Annotated in this window: 15 protein-coding genes and 1 pseudogene; 13 read left to right on the top strand and 3 right to left on the bottom strand. The window is 56.0% G+C overall.

Annotated elements, in window-relative coordinates; translation table 11 throughout:
• Window positions 1-17: 17 nt before the first annotated feature.
• The 9 genes from CPJ18_RS21310 (at window position 18) to CPJ18_RS21270 (ending at window position 12,088) form a co-directional block, all read left to right on the top strand.
• A complete protein-coding gene (locus CPJ18_RS21310; RefSeq protein WP_067645693.1) occupies window positions 18-269 on the top strand; it encodes an acyl carrier protein in 252 nt (83 codons plus the stop codon).
• Window positions 269-1,450 (top strand): acyl-CoA dehydrogenase family protein, encoded by a 1,182-nt coding sequence (locus CPJ18_RS21305; RefSeq protein WP_103659916.1) that lies wholly within the window; start codon window positions 269-271, stop codon window positions 1,448-1,450. Before CPJ18_RS21310 ends, CPJ18_RS21305 begins: the two co-directional genes overlap by 1 nt.
• Window positions 1,451-1,454: 4 nt before the next feature.
• Complete coding sequence (locus CPJ18_RS21300; RefSeq protein WP_103659915.1) at window positions 1,455-2,363, top strand: amino acid--[acyl-carrier-protein] ligase; 909 nt, start codon at window positions 1,455-1,457, stop codon at window positions 2,361-2,363.
• Between the two features lie 7 nt (window positions 2,364-2,370).
• Window positions 2,371-3,357 (top strand): DUF1839 family protein, encoded by a 987-nt coding sequence (locus CPJ18_RS21295; RefSeq protein WP_103659914.1) that lies wholly within the window; start codon window positions 2,371-2,373, stop codon window positions 3,355-3,357.
• A gap of 29 nt (window positions 3,358-3,386) precedes the next feature.
• Window positions 3,387-5,813: a glycoside hydrolase family 2 protein gene (locus CPJ18_RS21290; protein ID WP_153366887.1), complete on the top strand. Its 2,427-nt coding sequence runs from the start codon at window positions 3,387-3,389 to the stop codon at window positions 5,811-5,813.
• A gap of 203 nt (window positions 5,814-6,016) precedes the next feature.
• A complete protein-coding gene (locus CPJ18_RS21285) occupies window positions 6,017-8,734 on the top strand; it encodes an ABC transporter ATP-binding protein (protein ID WP_103659912.1) in 2,718 nt (905 codons plus the stop codon).
• A 44-nt stretch (window positions 8,735-8,778) separates the two neighbouring features.
• On the top strand, window positions 8,779-9,234 hold the full coding sequence (locus CPJ18_RS21280; protein ID WP_103659911.1) for a cyclic nucleotide-binding domain-containing protein: 456 nt from the start codon (window positions 8,779-8,781) through the stop codon (window positions 9,232-9,234).
• A 193-nt stretch (window positions 9,235-9,427) separates the two neighbouring features.
• The gene (locus tag CPJ18_RS21275) at window positions 9,428-10,288 is read left to right on the top strand and encodes an MBL fold metallo-hydrolase (protein WP_103659910.1); all 861 of its coding nucleotides are present in this window, start codon (window positions 9,428-9,430) and stop codon (window positions 10,286-10,288) included.
• A 141-nt stretch (window positions 10,289-10,429) separates the two neighbouring features.
• Window positions 10,430-12,088 (top strand): adenylate/guanylate cyclase domain-containing protein, encoded by a 1,659-nt coding sequence (locus CPJ18_RS21270; RefSeq protein WP_103659909.1) that lies wholly within the window; start codon window positions 10,430-10,432, stop codon window positions 12,086-12,088.
• Window positions 12,089-12,093: 5 nt separating this feature from the next.
• Here CPJ18_RS21270 and CPJ18_RS21265 read toward each other — a convergent pair whose 3' ends face one another.
• Entirely contained in the window at window positions 12,094-12,576 is a 483-nt protein-coding gene (locus tag CPJ18_RS21265) for a class I SAM-dependent methyltransferase (protein ID WP_103659908.1), read from the bottom strand.
• 14 nt (window positions 12,577-12,590) lie between these two features.
• A pseudogene (locus CPJ18_RS21260) lies at window positions 12,591-13,951 on the bottom strand (nucleotide sugar dehydrogenase).
• A gap of 104 nt (window positions 13,952-14,055) precedes the next feature.
• Between CPJ18_RS21260 and CPJ18_RS21255 the strand changes: the two are divergent.
• Together CPJ18_RS21255 and CPJ18_RS21250 are read left to right on the top strand one after the other, a co-directional pair.
• Complete coding sequence (locus CPJ18_RS21255; protein WP_103659961.1) at window positions 14,056-15,153, top strand: glycosyltransferase family 4 protein; 1,098 nt, start codon at window positions 14,056-14,058, stop codon at window positions 15,151-15,153.
• Window positions 15,150-15,893: a polysaccharide deacetylase family protein gene (locus CPJ18_RS21250; RefSeq protein ID WP_103659907.1), complete on the top strand. Its 744-nt coding sequence runs from the start codon at window positions 15,150-15,152 to the stop codon at window positions 15,891-15,893. Before CPJ18_RS21255 ends, CPJ18_RS21250 begins: the two co-directional genes overlap by 4 nt.
• On the opposite strand, the gene CPJ18_RS21245 is transcribed toward CPJ18_RS21250, so the two are convergent.
• Window positions 15,885-16,841 (bottom strand): glycosyltransferase family 32 protein, encoded by a 957-nt coding sequence (locus CPJ18_RS21245; protein ID WP_103659906.1) that lies wholly within the window; start codon window positions 16,839-16,841, stop codon window positions 15,885-15,887. The two genes, CPJ18_RS21250 and CPJ18_RS21245, sit on opposite strands and share 9 nt — an antisense overlap.
• A gap of 197 nt (window positions 16,842-17,038) precedes the next feature.
• Between CPJ18_RS21245 and CPJ18_RS21240 the strand changes: the two genes are divergently transcribed.
• Together CPJ18_RS21240 and CPJ18_RS21235 are read left to right on the top strand one after the other, a co-directional pair.
• Complete coding sequence (locus CPJ18_RS21240; protein ID WP_103659905.1) at window positions 17,039-18,931, top strand: ABC transporter ATP-binding protein; 1,893 nt, start codon at window positions 17,039-17,041, stop codon at window positions 18,929-18,931.
• A complete protein-coding gene (locus CPJ18_RS21235; RefSeq protein WP_103659904.1) occupies window positions 18,928-20,829 on the top strand; it encodes an ABC transporter substrate-binding protein in 1,902 nt (633 codons plus the stop codon). Before CPJ18_RS21240 ends, CPJ18_RS21235 begins: the two co-directional genes overlap by 4 nt.
• Window position 20,830 lies beyond the last annotated feature (1 nt).

The following is a 20,830-nucleotide window of genomic DNA, read 5'->3' as shown; positions in this document are numbered from 1 at the left end:
AAGGGAGACTACTGAGAATGAATTCAACTATTCGTGAAATACTGTCGAAATTCGGCCAACTCCCGGTGCCGGTCGATACCATTGAAGATGAAGCTGACCTTTACGCAGCCGGACTTTCTTCTTTTGCATCCGTGCAACTGATGCTCGGCATAGAAGATGCATTCGATATCGAGTTTCCCGATAGCATGCTCAACCGAAAGTCTTTTGCCAGCATCAAGGCCATCGAAGACACGGTCAAAACCATTCTCGATGGCAAAGAGGCGGCCTGATGAACCTGTCGGTCGCCCCGCCTGATGCAACGCTGACCGCGCGCGCCTCTCGCGTCGCGTCGATTGCCGCACGTCATGCCGACGATGTCGATACTGCCGCACGGTTTCCAATAGAGGCCGTTGACGCACTGCGCGCCGAACGTCTTTTGGGAATACAAGTGCCAGTTCATCTGGGCGGTGAAAGTGCAAGCATCGCGCAAATTGCCGATCTCTGCTGTATACTTGGCCAATCCTGCTCCGCAACCGCGATGATTTTCGCCATGCACCACATCAAGGCCTCCAGCCTTGTGGAACATGGCGAAGACAGCGAATGGCATATTGCCTTCATGCGCCGCGTGGCATCAGAACAGTTGCTTTTGGCGTCTGCCACCACCGAAGGCGGCATCGGCGGAAACATGCGCAATTCCATCTGCGCCATTGAGGTCGATGGCCCCGATTGCACCTTGGAAAAAGACGCCACGGTTATTTCCTACGGCGCGCATGCCGATGCCATTCTCATCACTTCGCGTGCCAATGCGGCGGCGGCCCCGGCCGATCAGGTGATGACCGTTTTCCTGAAGGATCAGTACACACTCGAGCGGACCCATATATGGGACACGCTGGGCATGCGCGGCACCTGCTCCGATGGATTTCTGTTCAAGGGAAACGCCCCCTCCGAGCAGATCTTTGCCAAGCCTTTCGCTGAGATAGCTGCACAATCCATGCTGGCGACGTCACATCTTTTGTGGAGCGGCGTCTGGTACGGCATTGCCTCTGACGCAGTCCTGCGGGCGCAAGCTTTCGTCCGTGCAGCCGCTCGTAAATCCCCTGGCGTAACGCCACCCGGTGCGATCCGCCTGGCGGAAGTGTCAAGCAAACTCCAAACGGTCAAATCGAACGTCATCGCCGGTCTCAAAGCCTATGAAGGCACCAAGTCCGATCCCGACAAGCTAATGTCGATGGGTTTTGCCATTGCCATGAACAACGTCAAGATTTGCTCGTCGGAAACCATTCTTGAGATCATCAATCATGCCATGCTGATCTGCGGCATTATGGGTTACAAAAACGGTACGCCCTACAGCTTAGGGCGGCATCTGCGCGATGCGCATTCGGCACAACTGATGATCTCCAACGACAGAATTCTCAGCAACTCCGCCAATCTCCTGCTCGTCCAGAAGCAGGACACCAGCCTTTCGGGATAAGACCATGGACATGCAAACATCCTTTCTCGATCGCCTGTTTGAAAAGGGCCTGCTGATCGATACCGGCGTGGATGGCCTTTATGGCCGCAGCGGTCAGTTCGAAGATGTGATCGCCGGTTTTGAGCGCCTAATCGGAACGGTCGGCGGAGCAGACAAAGCCGAAGTCATCCGCTTCCCGCCGGGTATCAACCGCGCCTATTTCGAAAAAAGCGGCTATATGAAAAGCTTCCCGCAACTGGCAGGCACAGTCCATTCCTTCTGCGGCTGCGAGCTAGATCATGTCAGCCTGATCAAAAGCATGGACGAGGGCACGGACTGGACGAAAGACCAGAAGATCACCGACATCGTGCTGACGCCTGCTGCCTGCTACCCGCTTTATCCAACCATCGCCAAGCGCGGCAACCTGCCTGCTGGCGGCGGCCTTTACGACATTCAATCCTATTGTTTCCGCCATGAGCCCTCCAAGGACCCAGCCCGCCAGCAACTGTTCCGTATGCGCGAATATGTATGCATGGGCACCGAAAGCGACGTGACGGAATTCCGTCAGCTGTGGATGGATCGCGGCGTGGACATGATGGAAAAGATCGGTCTCGATGTGAAGATCGATATCGCCAACGATCCATTCTTCGGGCGTGCCGGCAAGATGCTGGCCAACAACCAGCGCGACCAGAACCTGAAATTCGAGCTTCTAATCCCGGTCACCTCCACCACCAACCAGACCGCCTGCATGAGCTTCAACTACCATCAGGACGCTTTTGGAGCCAAATGGGGCCTGAACCTCGATAACGGCGACGTTGCACACACGGCATGCGTCGGCTTCGGGCTGGAGCGCATTGCGCTGGCGCTATTTGCCAAGCATGGACTGGATGTCGAGGCATGGCCACAGCCGGTTCGAGACACGCTTTGGGGTTGAAGACGGCATGACGAGCATCTTTCCGGCCCTCAACGCTGAGACCTACGTTCCGCATCCGTTACATTCGCTGGAGCGGATGTGGCCGGAAACCAATTGTTATGTCGATCTGTGGATCGAACTTCTGGCCTCAAGCGGCCTGCCGCCTGAAGCCATGCTCGGCTTTACGCTGGCCCAGGATTTTGAGGGCGACCAGTTCACGTTCTTCAAAGTGCCGCTGGAAGACCTCGAATCGCTCTATGGCATCCGCGTCACCGAACTGGCTATTTTCGACAGGCTCGAAAGCCATATCGAAACGCAGTTGCAGCGCGGTCGTATCTGCCTGATCGAGATGGACAGTTTCTACATGCCGGATACGCACGGCACCGCCTATCGCAAGGAACATGGCAAAACCACCGTCGCCATCAACCGGATGGACGTGGCAGGTCGGCAGTTAGAATATTTCCACAATGGCGGTTATTTTGCGCTGGAGGGAGACGATTTCTCCGGTATTTTCCAGCATCATCTGACAGACGAAGACTTGCCTTTCCTGCCCTATACCGAATTCGCGAAATTTCCTGAAAAGCCGGTGTCCGATGTGGAAAGACGAGCGATAGCGCTGCGTCTTCTGGCATCGCATTTTGCAAGACGGCCTAAGCAAAATCCGATCAAAGCCTTCGCCGAAGTCTTTCCTACGCAAGTGGAAAACGTAGCCGACCGGCCCTTCGGCTTTTTCCATAAATACGCCTTCAACACGCTTCGCCAGTTTGGTGCGAACTTCGAACTGGCTGCCAGCCATCTGGAATGGTTGGGTGGTGAGCGACGCTTCGGCGAAGCATCTGCGCATGCACTTCGCGTTTCGGAAGTAGCGAAAACCGTACAGTTTCAGCTTGCCCGCGCCATTGCCCGCCGCAAGTTTGATCCATTAGCCACCGCTCTCGACCCGGCGGTCACGGCTTGGGACGCGCTGATGGCGGATTTGGAGACCTCGCTCGCCCAGACAAGCGAGGCCGCGTGACGGCCCCCTGCATCGATAAAGGGCAATCCTTGAGCGAGGGCTGGACCCTGACGCTGACCGAGCCCGATGCCTATCTAACGCCGGTCGATATTCCCTTCGACGCCGAAACGCTGACAGCACCCGTACCGGGAACTGTCGCACAGGCGCTTGAAGCGCTGGGCAAGTTTGATCGCCTTCAACCAGAACCTCTGAACAATCGTGATGCCTGGTATCGGCTGACATTGGTGTCCGATGAGATCGGTCCGGCCATTCTGCGCTTTGAAGGACTGGCGACGATTGCCGAAATTTTCCTGAACGGTGAACTGGTCGCGCACTCCACCAGCATGTTCGAAGCACTGGACGTGGCCTTTGAACTAACCGGCGCAGACGAACTCGCCATCTGCTTTCGAGCATTGGCACCACGCTTGGACAAAACCGGACCTCGCGCCCGCTGGCGTCCGCAAATGATGAACTCCCAAGGGCTGCGACTGATCAGAACGACAGCGCTCGGTCATATGCCCGGCTGGTGCCCGGAAATCCACGCCATCGGACCATGGCGACCCATTCGTTTGATCCGTGAAAACAAGCGAGCATTCGAAGTCCTGTCGTTTCAATCGCAACTGAATGAAGACGGCACTGGATTGCTGCATATCTCAGTCCGCAGCAAGTCTGCAGCCATGGAGCTGGAGTGCGCGGGTTTTTGGGTGCCACTCCACGCTACGGGGGACAACACATTCAAAGGTGAAATGAGGCTCGAAAACATCGAGCCTTGGTGGCCCGCGACGCACGGCAAGCCGGTGCTTTACGATGTAAACCTGCGCGTAGATGGCCAAACGCAACTGGCTGCAAGGACTGGTTTTCGCCGGGTAGAGATCGACTGTGGCGCGGATGGAAAAGGCTTTGGCCTGAAGATCAACGGCGAGCCCGTCTTCTGCCGGGGTGCCGTCTGGACCAATGCTGATATCGTCCGCCTGCCCGGTGGCCGCGCAGATTACGAGCCCTGGCTTCGCCTTGCCGCTGAGGCTGGCATGAACATGATCCGCATCGGCGGCACCATGACTTATGAGACGCCGGAATTCTTCGCGCTGTGTGATGAGCTTGGTCTGATGGTCTGGCAGGACATGATGCTGGCCAACTTCGATTATCCGGCTAAGGATGAGGCCTTTCTTGCCCACATCGAGCAGGAAATATCTCAGCTCCTTGCAAAAACTGCGCACTCCCCATCGCTGACCGTTCTGTGCGGCGGCAGTGAAATGTACCAGCAAGGCGCTATGCTGGGCTTATCGGAGCAGTTCTGGAAGGGACCGCTGACGGAAGAAATTCTGCCTGCACACGTTCGCCGTCTGCGACCTGATATTGCCTATGTGCCAAACTCCCCGTTCGGCGGTGCTTTACCGTTCGTCCCGAACGAAAAAGTAGGCCACTACTACGGCGTCGGTGCCTATTGCAGACCGCTGGAAGATGCGCGCCGCGCCGATGTGCGTTTTGCGGGTGAATGCCTCGCCTTCGCAAACGTCCCGCATCAACGCACGCTCGACAAATATCTGCCGGCAAAACCGATTCACGATCCGAAATGGCGAGCCAGAGTGCCGCGAGACAGAGGGGCGTCCTGGGACTTCGAGGACGTGCGCGACCACTATCTCAAGCTGCTTTATGACGTGGACCCGGCAATATTGCGAAGGGAGGATGTCGATCGCTATCTCGATTTTTCCCGCGCAGCGATTGCCGAGGTCATGGAAGCCACGTTTGCGGAATGGCGGCGTGTCGGTTCAAACTGTCAGGGCGCGCTGGTGTGGACGTTGCAGGATCTGCTACCCGGTCCCGGCTGGGGAGTTATCGATTCGACAGGTCAGCCGAAGTCTGCCTTCTACGGCCTGAAACGTGCGTTTCGGCCTCTGCAAATCAACCTTCTCGATGAGGGTACCAACGGCCTCGATATCCACGTCATCAATGAAACACCTGAAAATGTGGATGCGGTGGTGGAAATCGCGTGTCTGCGCGATGGCCTCCAGCCGGTCGTCAGCGGCAGGCGCACAATCAGTCTGCTAGCGCGTGCAAAGCAGGCGATTGCCGCGACCGATCTGTTCGGTGCATTCTTCGATACGACCTATGCCTATCGGTTCGGCCCACCATCACACGACGTCACGGTGGCGAAACTTCTGGATGCCCAAACAGGTGAATTGCTTGCCGATTCTTTCCATTTCCCAAGCGGCAGGCAAGTCGCCCTTCATCGTGCCAGCATTGAGACCATCCTGACACAAACCGAAAACGGACGGTGGATTTTGCATGTGACGACGGACCGTTTCGCGCAGTCCGTTCACATCGATGCAGACGGCTTCCGTCCCACAGATGATGGCTTCCATCTCCCGCCGGGCGCAGGCAGGCAAATCGAGCTTACCCCATTCGGGTCTGCAAAAACGGAAATACCGCGCGGCGAAATTCGCACGCTGGGCAACGCCCAACTATTCCGTTTTTGAGGAATTGCGCTATAAGGCGCTTATTCATAATTCGTGAAAGAATGATCCGCGCCGTTTCCGGCGTCCCATCCCGCCTTTTCACGACAAAAGACGCATCTTCATTTATCTCTCTAACGTCCTTCGCCGTTACGCAACAGCGGCTTTGACGCAGTGACAAACATCAACTACCTTCCAGTCAGACCGGCAAGGCATAGAAGTCCTACATGGAAAAAAGTCTAACCCGCTACATCTGGAATCACACGCGGCGGCAGCAGCTTTTCATTCTGCTGATCGTCGCCTTTTCGATGATCCCCTATTTCCTTGCTTTCGATCTTCCCAAGCAGATCGTCAACGGCCCCATACAGGGAGATGGCTTCGAGGGCGTGAATTCCACTCAGCTCTTTATGCATCTGACGCTCGATATTCCCTATATGGGAACTGTCACGCTGTTCCCAGGCCTCGAGCTCACCCGTCTGGGCATGTTGATGGGTTTGAGCCTTACGTTCCTTGCGCTCGTCATCATCAACGGGCTCTTCAAATACTACATCAACACTTACAAGGGCCGCCTTGGTGAGCGTTTGCTACGCCGCATTCGCTTCCAGTTGATCGATCGTATTCTGCTGTTTCCCCCTTCCCACTTCAAGCGGGTAAAGGGTGCGGAAATTTCCAGCATGATTAAGGACGAGGTGGAACCGCTTGGCGGTTTCACGGGCGATGCTTTCGTTCAGCCAGCACTTCTTGGCGGCCAGGCGCTGTCGGCTCTCTTCTTCATTCTCGTTCAGAATTTCTGGCTCGGGCTGATTGCTGCCTTCATGGCGGCTATTCAGGTCGGTATCATTCCCCAGATGCGCCGTCGCCTGATCGAACTCGGCAGGCAGCGCCAGTTGAGTGCTCGACAACTGGCAGGCAGGATCGGCGAAATGGTGGATGGTATCGGCACGATCCACGCCTATGACACCTCCAATTATGAACGCGCGGACGCTGCCCACAGGCTCGGCGAAATCTTTAAAATCCGCTACGACCTGTACCAGTGGAAATTCATCGTCAAGTTCATCAATAATTTCCTCGCTCAACTGACGCCGTTCTTCTTTTACTCGTTGGGCGGTTATCTGACGCTGAGAGGCAGCCTCGATGTCGGTCAGCTCGTTGCCGTCATCAACGCCTACAAGGAACTACCGGGCCCGCTGAAAGAACTGATCGACTGGGACCAGGCGCGTCAGGATGTTCAGGTAAAATACGAACAGGTTTTCGAACAGTTCGATTCACCAACCATGATCGATTCGAAAATTCAGGCGCTGTCACCGGAAGCGGCAGCGGCGATCACCGGTCCAATCGTTATTGCCGGTTTGGCACTGGATGATGACAGCGGTACTCGGCTTCTCGATCAGGCATCCTTGACGATCAATCCGGGAGAAACCGTGGGCATTGTGGGCGGCTCAGGGGCCGAAGCCCTTGCCGATGCGCTGGGGCGGACCCTGTGGCCGACATCCGGCAAGATCACCTTCGGTGATAGAGACCTGCACGAATTACCGGAATCCGTAACCGGGCGACGCATTTCCTACGTTTCGGCGGACACGTATTTCTTCCATGCGAGCCTGAGAGAAAATCTCGTTTACGGCCTGAAACATGCGCCTTTGAAGGCTAAGGACTATGCGGGTACGGAACTCGAACATAGAAAATGGGAAATTCGCGAAGCAAAGCTCGCCAAAAATCCCGACATCGATGTGAACAGCGACTGGATCGATTACGCCTCCAGCCCCTTTGGAAGCGATGAAGAGGAAAAATTCCTCAAGGCCATGCTGTCCGTTCTCGATACGGTTCAGTTGTCGCCCGACATTCTCGAGTTTGCATTGCGCTCGTCCATCGATCCTTTGACCGATCTGCATCTGGCAGCCAGGATCGTGGAGTTGCGGCAGGCGCTGCGCATGGAACTCGACGAGGAAAATCTGAGCGGTCTGATCGTGCCATTCGAACCGAACAGCTACAATGCCGAGGCAACCGTCGGTGAAAACATCATGTTCGGAACGATGCGCGATTCCTCGACCGCCAGTCGGAAAATCATCGACAGCGATTATTTCCGCTCGCTGATGCGCAGCAGCGGACTGTCCGAGACGCTTTACGATATGGGTTATACGATTGCGGAAAACGTCGTTGAAATCTTCAGCGATCTTGCGCCCGATCACCCGTTTTTCCAGCAGCTCACCTTTATGACGGCTGATGATATTCCGACCTATCAACAGACGCTGCAGCGCCTTCAGGGCAAGAGCTACAAGGACGCCAACGACGCCGACAGGCGCGCCATGCTGCGGCTCAGCTTTTTCTACATCGAACCCAGACAGCGTTTTGGTCTTCTGACGCAGGACGTCATGGACAAGATCATCGAAGTCAGACACATGTTCCACCAGAACCTGCCCGATGATCTGCGCAGCTGGATCGAGCCGTATGATCCCGAAAAATACGCCGCTTCGACCAGCCTTCTCGACAATATCCTGTTCGGCAAGATCAGCCATCGTTATGCCGATGCATCACGGCGCATCACCAAGATCGTGGCCGAAGCGATGAAAAAGCAGGGTCTTTACGAAAAGGTTCTGGCCGTCGGACTTGAGTTCAATCTCGGCGCGGGCGGTAAGCGGCTAGGTCCTTTGCAGCGGCAAAAGCTTAATCTGGCCAGGGCCTTGATGCGAAAGTCGGACTACTATGTGCTCAATCGCCCATTGCCGGGTCTCGATCACCGCATGCAACAGGAAATCGTCGACAACGTGATCTCATTCCTCAAACGTGATGAGGCCAATCCGGCGGTCATCTGGATACTGTCCAATGCTGCACTGTCAAAAATGTTCGACCGTGTTATCGTTATTAACCACACGACCATTGTTGCTGATGGAACATACGAGACTCTTCTGGAAGAAAACGGTACATTTAAAGAAATGATCGCCGCATAGTTGGTTTATCTTGGGTAGAACAGGAATACGGACGGGACAGGGCAATGCTTTTCAAAGACGAAATTCAAATGCTGAAACGCGTTCCCTTCTTCAGCGAGATGGAGCCTTCCAAGCTGAAGCTGTTGGCTTTCGCATCAGATCGCGTGTCCTATCACGCCGGGGACGAGTTGTTCCGGCAAGGTGATCTGGGAGATGCGGCCTATGTCCTTTTGACGGGCAAGGTGGACGTCCTGATCGATTCCCCTTCAGGTCAGATCAAGCTGACCGAGATGAGCGGCAATGCCATCGTCGGCGAAATCGCCATCCTGTGCGACAGCGTCAGAACCGCAACCGTCCAGGCGTCTACGTCCGTCGAAGCTTTGCGCATCGGTAAGGAACAATTCTTCAAGCTTATGTCGGATTTCCCAGACGTGACGATCAAGGTCATGCGGGTGCTGGCGGAACGCCTGACGCAGACAACCACCGAGTTGAGCAAAGCACGATCAAATTCCAACGCCTAAAAGAAACAGCCTTTTCCGCCCACGTTTCTCAAAAGAAAAATAAAAGTGGCACTATTGTCATAAAACTGAAATGCTGACCCTACTAATGGCGGAGACATAACATGTCTCCTCGAACCGGGGTGGCGGCAACACAGACAAGACGGTGCCTATCGGAGAAAGCCTTGCGGCTGTCCGTGGTAAATTGGGGTGTATCATGGCGTTGAATTCCGACGATCCACGTCGGGACAATAAAGAAGAATTTCGGGTCAAGATTTGGGGAGCACGGGGAACGCTTCCCGTATCGGGAGACAAATTCCGGAAATATGGTGGCAATACGATCTGCATCGAAGTCAGATGCGGAGAGCATGTCCTTTTGTTCGATGCGGGTTCAGGGCTGTTGCCAGTCGGTCAGTCGCTCAAGGCGGAAGGCGTCGGCGACGTCAACATGTTCTTTTCTCACTGTCACTACGATCACATCATTGGATTTCCGTACTTCAAACCCTTCTTCAACCGCGAGAATGCCGTTCGCATATGGTCAGGCCATCTGGCTGGACAAAAGACGACACGCGAGATGCTGGCGGAGTTCATGAGCCCGCCATGGTTTCCGGCCCCGCTCGATATATGCTGCGCCCAGATCATCACTAGGGACTTTCAGGCGGGAGACGTTCTGCCTGTCCATCCTGAACTGAACATCACGACCGGAATGCTCAACCATCCCGGAAATGCCATCGGCTACCGCATCGACTGGCAGGGCCGAAGCTTCGCCATCATCACGGATACGGAGCATGAAACGGGCAAGGTCGACAAGACCGTTTTGAAACTCATCGAAAACGTCGACCTTTTCCTCTACGACGCAAGCTTCACCGAATCCGAGATGGAAACCTATCGCGGATACGGCCACTCCTCGTGGCAGCAGGCTGTTCATCTGGCCAAGCTGGCGAATGCAAAGAGCGTCGGTCTCATCCACCATGCCCCGTTCCGCACCGATGCCGAGCTTGATGTCATCGATGCCGATGCCAAAAAAGAGTTTGCGGGTGCATTTGCCGCATGGGATGGGCAGACGATACAGCTCTGACGCTGAAAAATGCCGATGACGTGATCGTTGATCTATTCTGCTTTTCCGACCGTTAGAGTATAGCGGCAAACGGCTATCAGCAGAGAACTCTCTGGCAATCTGCCGAACAACGAGCGCAAGCGGCAACCGGAGACAGTCAGCATGACCAAGATGGTGTCGGAAACGTCGCTGAGGCATGCGCGCCTTATGTCCGGCCTGATTATGCTGAGCTTCGTGTTCACCCATTTGGCGAACCACGCGCTTGCGCTGATCTCGATCGATGCGGCAGAATATGGACGCATGTGGTTCAGCCTCGTCTGGCTCAATCCACTCAGCAGCCTGATACTCTACGGTTCTGTGCTGACCCATGTCGCATTAGTGTTGCGCTCGCTTTATCTGCGGCGCTCCTTCAAGATGCCGATCCGGGAAGCGCTCCAGATCATCATCGGCCTGCTCATTCCCTATCTGATCATCGACCACGCCACCGGCATCCGCATATCGCGCATGCTTTATGGCGTCGATGTCGGCTATGAAACCGTGATCCATAACTTCTGGATACGCAATCCGTGGCTGGGGCTGCGTCAAAGCACGGCACTGGTGCTGATCTGGTTTCATGGCTGTCTAGGCGTGTTTTTCTGGCTGCGCTACCGCGAATGGTACAAGAAAATCTCCCCATATCTTCTGACCGTTGCTGTGCTGCTGCCTATCCTTGCGCTTCTCGGCTTCAGCGATGCGGGCCGCGCGATGGAAAATAGTCCGCCACCGCTCCGTACACCCGTTGCCAATCAGGCTGAACTGGAAGCAACCGTCGACGCGGTTACCACCGGACTGAAAGCCACGTTTGGTGCAGCAATTGCTCTGGTTATCGCCCTTCGTGGCGTTCGCAGTTGGCGGCAGCGTTCGAATTCGTTCGAGATCCGCTACGATCACGGTGCGCTGGTTCGGGCACCAGCAGGGTTGAGCATATTGGAAGCCAGCCGCTCCGGTAACGTCTCCCATTTTTCGGCTTGCGGTGGCAAAGGGCGATGTTCGACATGCCGGGTACGGATCATCGATACGGATGGGCCTCTGCCAGAAGCATCCTCGATGGAAAGAGCAACACTACAGCGCATTCACGCGGACACCGATGTCAGGCTCGGTTGTCAGCTTCGCCCCAAACATAACCTCAAAGTGGCTCTGTTGCTGGCGTCCAAACAGCAACGCGACATTCCGGCCAGCGGCGAGCCGATCCGGCCCGGTCGCGAAGAGGAGATTGCCGTTCTGTTTTGCGATCTTCGCAATTTCACGGCGCTGTCCGAGGCGCGCCTGCCCTATGACATGGTATTTTTGCTCAACAGCTATTTCACCGTCGTGGGTCAGGCGGTGGAGGAGGCAGGCGGACGGCTGGACAAATTCATCGGAGATGGTGCCATGGCGCTCTTCGGTCTTTCGGGCGACACGGAAAACGCAAGCCGCAATGCGCTCAAAGCGGCGGCCCTCATTCTGCGCAACATCGAGACGCTCAACGAGGAATTGGAAAAGCAATTCGCAGTGAGGCTACGCATTGTGGTCGGCATTCACGCAGGCCCATCCATCGTCGGCGTCATGGGCTACGGGGCTGCGAAAAACCTCACGGCCATCGGTGACACAGTCAATGTGGCGAGCAGGCTCGAAACCGCCGCCAAGGAGTTCAACACTGCCATTGTCGTCTCTGAACCAGTGTTGAAGCAGTCCGGGCATGACACCAAGGCGCTGCAAAGCCGGACCATTCCCATTCGCGGCAAAAGTTCGCAAATGAAGGTGTTTCTGATTTCAGAGGCGGAAAGTCAGCTCTTTCTGTAAGCCGCTTATATTTTCCGATAGAGGAAATAACGATCCGTCGGCACCGACGAAGGCACGGGCAGCGGATTGAGCGTTTTTTCTTCCAAAGGAAGGCCGCTGATCGCAACTCCACCCTTGGCCAGCATGCCCGCAACCAGTTGCGGCAACCACGTCAACGTGACGGCATCTTTCTCCGGATAACCTGTGCCGATATCGGCATGAACCAGCGCCGCCTCTACACCCAGATAGGCCTGAGCCGTTTCGGCGATCTCGCCGATCACCAAATCCTTATCGTCCGGCACAGATGACGCATGCGCACCCATGGCCCTGTCGAAAGCCACGATGCGACGATCTGGAAACAGCTCGCGCAGATGGTTGAACGTACGGCCGTTGCCAAGCCCGATCTCCATCACCGGCCCTTCGACCGGAAGGTCGAGATCGGCTTGGACATGGTTGAGAATATCCCGCTGCGCCGTCAGGCGGCGAATGAAGCTGTCCAGTCTGCTCATCTCTTATTCTTCCATCAGGCTTTGATGATGTGGCTTGCCACGATACCGCGCTTGGCAAAAGCATTGCGCGTGTCGATGATCAGCGGCGACCATTCGCTCAGGCTTTTATAGTCGATATTGTCATGATCGGTTGCGACCAGAACTGCGTCGAATGCACTAATGGTCTGCTGGTCCCACTTGACCGACTGCATGCCCAAAAGATCGATATATTCGCGGGTTCTGGGAATTTCCGCGACATAGGGGTCGAAATAGGAAGGCTGGCCGCTGCGTTCCAGAATAAGCTCGATCAGCTTCAAAGAAGGGCTTTCGCGAATATCGGGCACGTTTTTTTATAGGCCAACCCCACGATCAAAACCTTCGAGCGGCTGAGCGCCTTGCCACGGTGAATATCCAATGCCTCCGCCAACCGGCTGACGATATGGCGTGGCATGCCGGTGTTGATCTGACCTGCCAGTTCGATGAAGCGCGTCGGTAACTCGTATTCACGCGATTTCCAGGTCAGGTAGAACGGGTCGATAGGAATGCAGTGGCCACCAAGTCCTGGGCCGGGATAGAACGGCATATAGCCGAACGGCTTGGTCTTGGCCGCATCGATCACTTCCCAGATATCGATGCCCATCGCTTCGTAAACGACCTTCAATTCGTTGACGAGGGCGATATTGACGGCGCGAAACACGTTTTCGGTGATCTTCACCGCCTCTGCCGTGGCATTGGTTGAAACGGGAACAACCGTTTTAACCACGGAGCCATAAAAGGTCGTCATCAATTCTGCTGCATCCGGACCTTCACCGGCCACCACTTTGGGAATGGTCGACGTCTGGAAATCGCGGTTGCCGGGATCTTCCCGCTCCGGTGAAAAGCCGAGGAAGAAATCCACACCGGATTTCAGCCCAGTCTTTTCCAGAATGGTCTTGACGATACCGTCAGTGGTGCCGGGATAAGTGGTGGATTCCAGCACGACAAGCTGCCCGGGGCGAAGCGTTTTGGCAATTTCGCGGCAGGTGTTTTCGACATAGGAAAGATCAGGGTCGCGATATTTCGTCAGCGGTGTTGGAACGCAAATTGCAATGACGTCACAATCGGCAAGCCTGGAAAAATCACAGGTTGCGACAAAGCCGCCGTCTTGGCGCGCACCGTTCAACACATCGTGTGATACCGCTTCGATATAGCTTTCACCGGCATCGATGGCAGTAATCTTGCCCGGATCGACATCAAAACCGACCACCTTGAAACCGGAATGGGCAATGGTCATCGCCAGCGGCAGACCGACATAACCGAGGCCAATAACGCCTGCGGTTGCCTTTTTGGACTGGATGAGACCCAGAAGATGTTGTGCGTTTGAAGAGGAAGTCAAAGCTGATTGCGCCCCGCGCATGGAAGAACATGCCCATCAGTTGGGCGAGAACAGGCACAGTGTCAAGGTTTGCCTGGGTCAAATTCCCATTGACGAAACGTTGAATGGCGAAGCAAAACTCTCCCATGAAAATCGCATTCTACTGCCCACTAAAATCTCCCAACCATCCCGTACCCTCCGGCGACCGATTGATGGCGCGCCTGCTGATGCGGGCCATGCGGCTTGGCCGGCATGAGGTGGAGGTGGTCTCCGAGCTTCGCAGTTTTCTGCGACAGCCCGATGGTGACGACATGGAAAGCCTGAAACGGGAAGCGCAAGCGGAAAGAAAGCGAATTGCGGCCGAATGGCTGCGAGACGGCAAGCCGGATATCTGGTTTTGCTATCACCCCTATTACAAGGCACGGGATTTTCTCGGACCCGAAGTCTGCCAGCTTTACGGCGTGGCCTATGTCACCGCCGAAGCATCCTACTCTTCCAAGCGAAACAAAATGGGCTGGGCAGAAACGCAGGCTGGACTTCTCACGGATATACGCCTCGCGGCCGTCAATATTTGCTTCACCCACCGCGATCGGGACGGGCTGACAGAGGCCGACGCTGACATTCGATGCACCATGCTGCCGCCCTTTATCGATGCATCCGCATTCACGATGGTCGCGCCGTCGCCCACCCGCTACCGGATGGTAACCGTGGCCATGATGCGCGCCGGCGACAAACTCAGCAGCTACCAAGCGCTGGCCGGTGCCCTGAAGCTGTTACCGCAGGACCTGCCATGGACACTGGATATCATTGGGGACGGACCCGAGCGCGAGACTGTCCATAGGGTATTCGACACGATCGACCGATCACATCTCATCTGGCACGGCGAACGAAATACCGCTGACATCGCCAACATCCTGTCGCATGCCTCGATCTACGTCTGGCCAGGGCATGGTGAGGCCTATGGCCTGGCCTATCTCGAAGCACAGGCTGCGGGCTTGCCTGTGGTCGCGGAACGGATCGCCGGCGTCCCGGAGGTCGTCAGACACGGAGAAACGGGAATTCTGACCGAACCCGGTGATACGGGGTGCTATGCCGATGCATTGGCGTCACTGATGACGGATGACGACATGCGCAGGAGGATGGCGGAAACGGCGCGCCGCTTTGCGAGTGATGAGCGCTCACTGGAAAACGCGGCCATAACACTCAACAACATTCTCACGCACCTGCCGGAACATGCATCATGACCGAAAAATTGCTTCTGGACACATTGGATGATTTTGCCAGGAGAAACGCCATCACAGACTTATGGCTGAGGGATGATGATGCCACGCAGCCCAGCGCCGCACTGGACCAGCTTCTGGATTTGTCTGAGCGGTACTCGATACCGATGACGCTGGCGGTCATTCCTGAGCCGACGGGCGGGGCACTGGCAAAGCGGCTCGAGCACACGTCACACATAGACGTCGCGGTCCATGGCTGGGCGCACCAAAACCATGCTGGGCCGGAAGAGAAGAAGCGGGAGCTTGGACTACACCGACCATTGGAAACCGTGCTTGGGGAACTGCAGGCCGGACTTGAGAAACTCAACTCATTGCATGAACCGCGTTTCGTACAGCTACTTGTGCCGCCGTGGAACCGCATCGATGAGACCATTATCGAGCACTTGTCGGCGGCTGGTTATCAGGCACTGTCTGTTTATGGACCTGAAAAGCCGGGCAGAATCCCTCTCCTCAACACGCACGTCGATGTCATCGATTGGCGTGGCACCCGGGGCGGCAAGGATCATGATCTGCTGTTTGCCGAAACTGCCGCACGGATGCGCGACGCGCATGATACAGGCGGCATGACGGGCATTCTGACACATCATCTGGACCATGACGAAAGCGTCTGGAGCTTTTTACAGAGACTTTTTACGCTGACCGCGGATCATCCCGGATGCCGCTGGCGGTCGTCGCGCCAATGGCTCGAGGCGTTGTCACCATGATTTCCATGCGATCAAAAGGCCATCACCCTTTACATCCGCACGCGCAGCTTCCACCGCGCTGAGGGGCGAGCGATCTGGTAGGAAGGCCGCGACGAAATCTCCACCAGCGAGCGATACCGAGCCCGATCTTGCCACAACAGTGAAAATCAGCGGTCCGGTTGCCCACCACGCGGGCGCTTTCGGCAGTGTCTCCAAAATCGCGGGGAAGGCCTCAAGCATCCGGGTAAAGACGGGATGGGAAGGTGGCGTTGCGATGAAGGAATTGGCCAACAACACATTGCCCTGCCCTGTCTTGCGCGGCACATCTTCTGCAAAAGCCGTAAGGCCGATCATCGGCAAAATATCGCCAAAGCTCAGATCGTCGCGGGCGGGATAAAAATCGCAGTCGAGATAAATGCCGCCCAGCTTCGACAGGATGATGTATCGCGCCACGTCCACCGCACCAGGGTAATCCCGCTCAGCCAGCATTCCGGCAAAGATCGGATTTGCAAAGACGCCTTCCCGTTCAAGATCAGCCTCTCGCCACAGTCGGTATTCATAGCCGTGCTTTTCTGCATGAGCCGCCCAAGCCCCTGTCGATACCGGCACCGGTTTGTCGCCGATCCATATCTGGTTAATGATGTGAGGCACCGGCTCCCGATTTTTGGCGGCGATCAAACGCCGTTCATCCGCTGAAAAGCGGCCATAGGGCTGGAAAACATCAGGCGAGGGAACCAGATGATATTGGTAGCCGACGCGGGAGACCACATCCCCTTGCGCCTTGGCCAGAGCAAGAAACACGGAATGGAGCCTGCGGGGCAGACCCAGCGCGGTCGTTTCTCCCATCAGGTGACCATCATGCGCGTTCGAAAGTTCATCAAGAACAGCTCGCGCTTCCCCGAAATTCTTCTCGGCAATAGCGTGCCGGGCGGCGGTCAGCTTTTTGTCGAAATAAGCTTTGTCGGGCATGGCAGTCCCTCATGTCTTCATCACTCAGACATATCTTCGAAATAGATGTTTTTCCGCAAGCCCGATTTATTCGGAACTTCCTGAAATTTTCGTTGTTTCAGGAGCATAGACAGAAGTTGAGGCCTGCGATAACGTAACTTTTATGGCCCCTAAGTAACTGCCACAGGCAAAATAAAAACGGTGAGGACACCCTTGGCATGAGTTCAGGCGCCGATCTGCTTCGCATCGAAAATCTGCAAGTATCGTTTTCCTTAATGGGCGGGAAAATCGATGCCGTCAGAAATGCCAGCCTCCGTATTTTACCGGGCAAAGTCACCGCACTCGTGGGCGAATCCGGCTCTGGGAAATCCGTCATCGGCCAGACGATCATGGGCATTCAACCACGAACGGCACATGTCAAAGGCCGTGTCCTGTTTGCCGACCCGCAGCGCACGTCCGGCGAGCCGGTGGATTTGCTGCGACTGGAACAGGACGGCAAACCCATGCGTGCGATCAGAGGAAACCGCATCGGCCTGATCTTTCAGGAACCGATGACATCCTTTTCGCCGCTGCACACAGTCGGCAACCAGATCGATGAAGCGTTGCGGATCCATTCCGTTCTGACGCCAAAAGAGCGTCAGGAAAAGCTTGAGGAAACGCTGGATCTCGTCGGTTTTTCCAATCCGTCCAAGATTTGCAACATGTACCCCTTCGAGCTGTCCGGCGGCATGCGCCAGCGCGCAATGATCGCCATGGCGCTCATTTGCCGTCCGGCCCTTCTGATCGCCGATGAGCCCACGACGGCTCTCGACGTGACGATACAGGCACAAATTCTGAAACTGCTCCGGGACCTGCAGAGCCGCCTGAACATGGGCATGTTGCTGATCACCCATGACCTCGGCGTCGTCGCCAATATCGCCGATGAAGTCGCCGTGATCTACCAGGGCGAGATCATGGAATCCGGTCCGGTCGATGAAATTTTCCGCAAGCCTTCGCATCCTTATCTCAAAGGGCTGATGGCGGCGGTGCCGCATTTCGACATGAAGCCCGGAGAGCGACTGAAGGCACTCCGCGATGTCGTCATCGACAAGGAAAGCCTGATCGGCAAGAAGACGGCTAATGTCGATAAGACGCAGGGCGTTCTGCTGACCGTCGACAATATCGGCAAGACCTTCACGACCCGCAAATCGAGCTGGTTTACCGCTGGCAAAGCTCACACGACCAAAGCAGTGGATGGCGTGAGCTTTGAAATCCATCGAGGCGAATGTCTTGGGCTTGTTGGCGAAAGCGGCAGCGGCAAGACCACCGTCAGCAAAATCCTCATGCGCGCCGTGAGACCGGATGAAGGCTCCATCACTTTCCACAGCCGCACAGGCGACATCGACGTTTTGAGTGCCAAGGACGACGATCTGCGCGAATTGCGCACGAAGATACAGATGGTGTTTCAAGACCCCATCTCGTCGCTGTCGCCACGCATGACGATCAGCAATATCCTCAGCGAACCTCTCGAAATTCACGGTCGCGGCGATGGCAAGTATCGCGCTGAAAAAGTCCGCAATCTGCTCAAGGCCATCGGGTTGGGGGAAAGCGCGCTCAATCGTTACCCGCACAGTTTTTCCGGCGGCCAGCGGCAGCGCATCGGCATTGCCAGAGCGCTGACTTTGGGGCCGGAACTGCTGATCTGCGATGAGCCGGTATCGGCGCTCGACGTTTCGGTGCAGGCGCAAATCCTCAATCTGCTCAAGGATTTGCAGAAGGATCTGGGCCTGACCTACCTGTTTATCTCCCACAATCTGGCTGTGGTGGATTATATGGCGGACCGCGTTGCAGTGATGTGCGAGGGCAAAATTGTGGAGCTTGCGCCGCGCGAAACACTGATGCGGAACCCGGTACACCCCTACACCAAGTCCCTTCTGGCTGCGGTGCCGTTCCCCGACCTCGACAGGCCGCTCGATTTCAGCACCATCGCCAAGATCAGCGCCACCGGCAAATTCGACTGGGGCAAACAGTTCCGCGATAGCGACGAAGGAGGATTGGTGACTGCCGATCTAGGCGGCGGCCATCTCGTTCTCGCCAACGGAAATGTCGATGTTGCGGAGCTAAGATCGTGATTACGCGCCGAACCACACTTGCCCTCCTCGCCTCCGTTTTTGCGCCATGGAAAGCATTCGCAGCCTATAGCGATTCCAATTTCTTCAAGGAAAAGCTGGAAAAGGGTGATCTGCCACCGGTCGATCAACGTCTGCCAAAGAACCCTCGTGTCCTGAACATGAAGAGCCTTGGTCGTGAGCCGGGCAAGCATGGCGGCTCCGTGCGCATGCTGATTGGCGGCCAGCGTGATATTCGCCTGATGCCGATCAACAGCTATGCGCGCCTGGTAGGCTATGATGAGAGTTTCAATTTTCAGCCTGATATTCTGGAGAGCTATAACGTCGACCAAGAGCGTGTCTTCACGCTGAAACTGCGCGATGGCCACAAATGGTCCGACGGTAGCGATTTCACCACTGAAGACTTCCGTTATTTCTGGGAAGACGTGGCGCTCAACCGGGAGATTCACAAGGGCGGCCCGCCGATCGAGTTGCTGGTTTACGACAAGCCGCCGACGGTGGAAGTCGTCGATCGCCTGACCGTGCGTTACTCATGGGAAGGTCCGAACCCGGACTTTCTGGCCAAGCTTGCCGGTGCATCGCCTGCGCGTTTATGCCTGCCAGCCGCCTATATGAAGCAGTTCCATGCGAAATATCAGACAGAAGAAAAACTCGCCAAGCTCATCAAAAAGAACAAGGTCGATGACTGGAGCAGCCTGCATGTGAAAATGTCACGGCAGGTGCGCCCTGAAAACCCCGATCTTCCGACGCTCGATGCGTGGCGCAACATCACCTCGCCGCCATCCGAACAGTTCATTTTCGAGCGCAATCCCTACTACCACCGCGTCGATGAAAACGGCCTGCAACTGCCTTATCTCGACCGGTTCCTGCTCAACGTGACGTCATCGGAAATCATCGCTGCAAAAACGGCTTCCGGTGATAGCGACCTGCAATTCATGGGTCTCGATTTCAACGACTATACGTTCCTGCGAGACGCCGAAGACCGTTATCCGATCAAGGTCAATCTATGGAAACGCAGTCAGGGCTCGCGGGTCTGCCTGCTGCCCAACCTCAATGCGGCCGATGATGTCTGGCGCAACCTGTTCCGTGATGTGCGGATGCGCCGGGCGTTGTCTGTCGCCATCGACCGGCATGAAATCAACATGGTCTGTTTTTACGGGCTGGCCAAGGAAAGTGCTGATACCGTTCTGCCGGAAAGCTCTCTTTTCCGTCCCGAATTCGCCAAAGCCTGGGCCGACTTCAACCCTGCCATGGCAAATGCGTTGCTGGATGAACTGGGACTGACAAAGCGCAACGACAAGGGCGTTCGCCTGCTTCCAGATGGCCGCCCCGCCCATATCATCGTGGAAACCGCAGGTGAAAGCACGCTCGAAACGGACGTACTGGAGCTGGTGACGGATCACTGGCGGAAAATCGGTATATCCCTGTCCAGCCGACCCACCCAGCGCGATGTGTTCCGCAAGCGCGCCATGGGCGGCGAAGTGCTGATGTCGGTGTGGTTTGGCATGGACAACGCGGTGCCTACGCCCGACATGCTGCCAGCAGGCCTTGCCCCAACAGGCGACGATCAGCTTCAGTGGCCCGTCTGGGGCATCCATTATCTGTCCGGTGGACGCGAAGGCAAGGAACCCGATTTGCCGGAAGCGGCCCAGCTTCTCGCCCTGCTCAAAAAGTGGCGCATCAGTATAACGGATGAAGAGCGTCGCGAAATCTGGCTGGAAATGCTGTCGCTCTATTCGCAGCAGGTCTTTTCCATCGGCATCGTCAACAGTGCGCTGCAGCCCATCGTGCATGTGACAAAAATGCGCAATGTGCCAGAAAAGGCGCTCTACGGATTCGAGCCTACCTCCTATCTCGGTGTCTATATGCCAGATGCCTTCTGGTACGACGGAGACGCATGAC

This window comes from Agrobacterium rosae, from assembly GCF_002915175.1.
Classification (GTDB): domain Bacteria; phylum Pseudomonadota; class Alphaproteobacteria; order Rhizobiales; family Rhizobiaceae; genus Agrobacterium; species Agrobacterium rosae.
The sequence above is the reverse complement of the archived record's forward strand: the minus strand, read 5'-3'. Positions and strand labels throughout refer to the sequence as shown.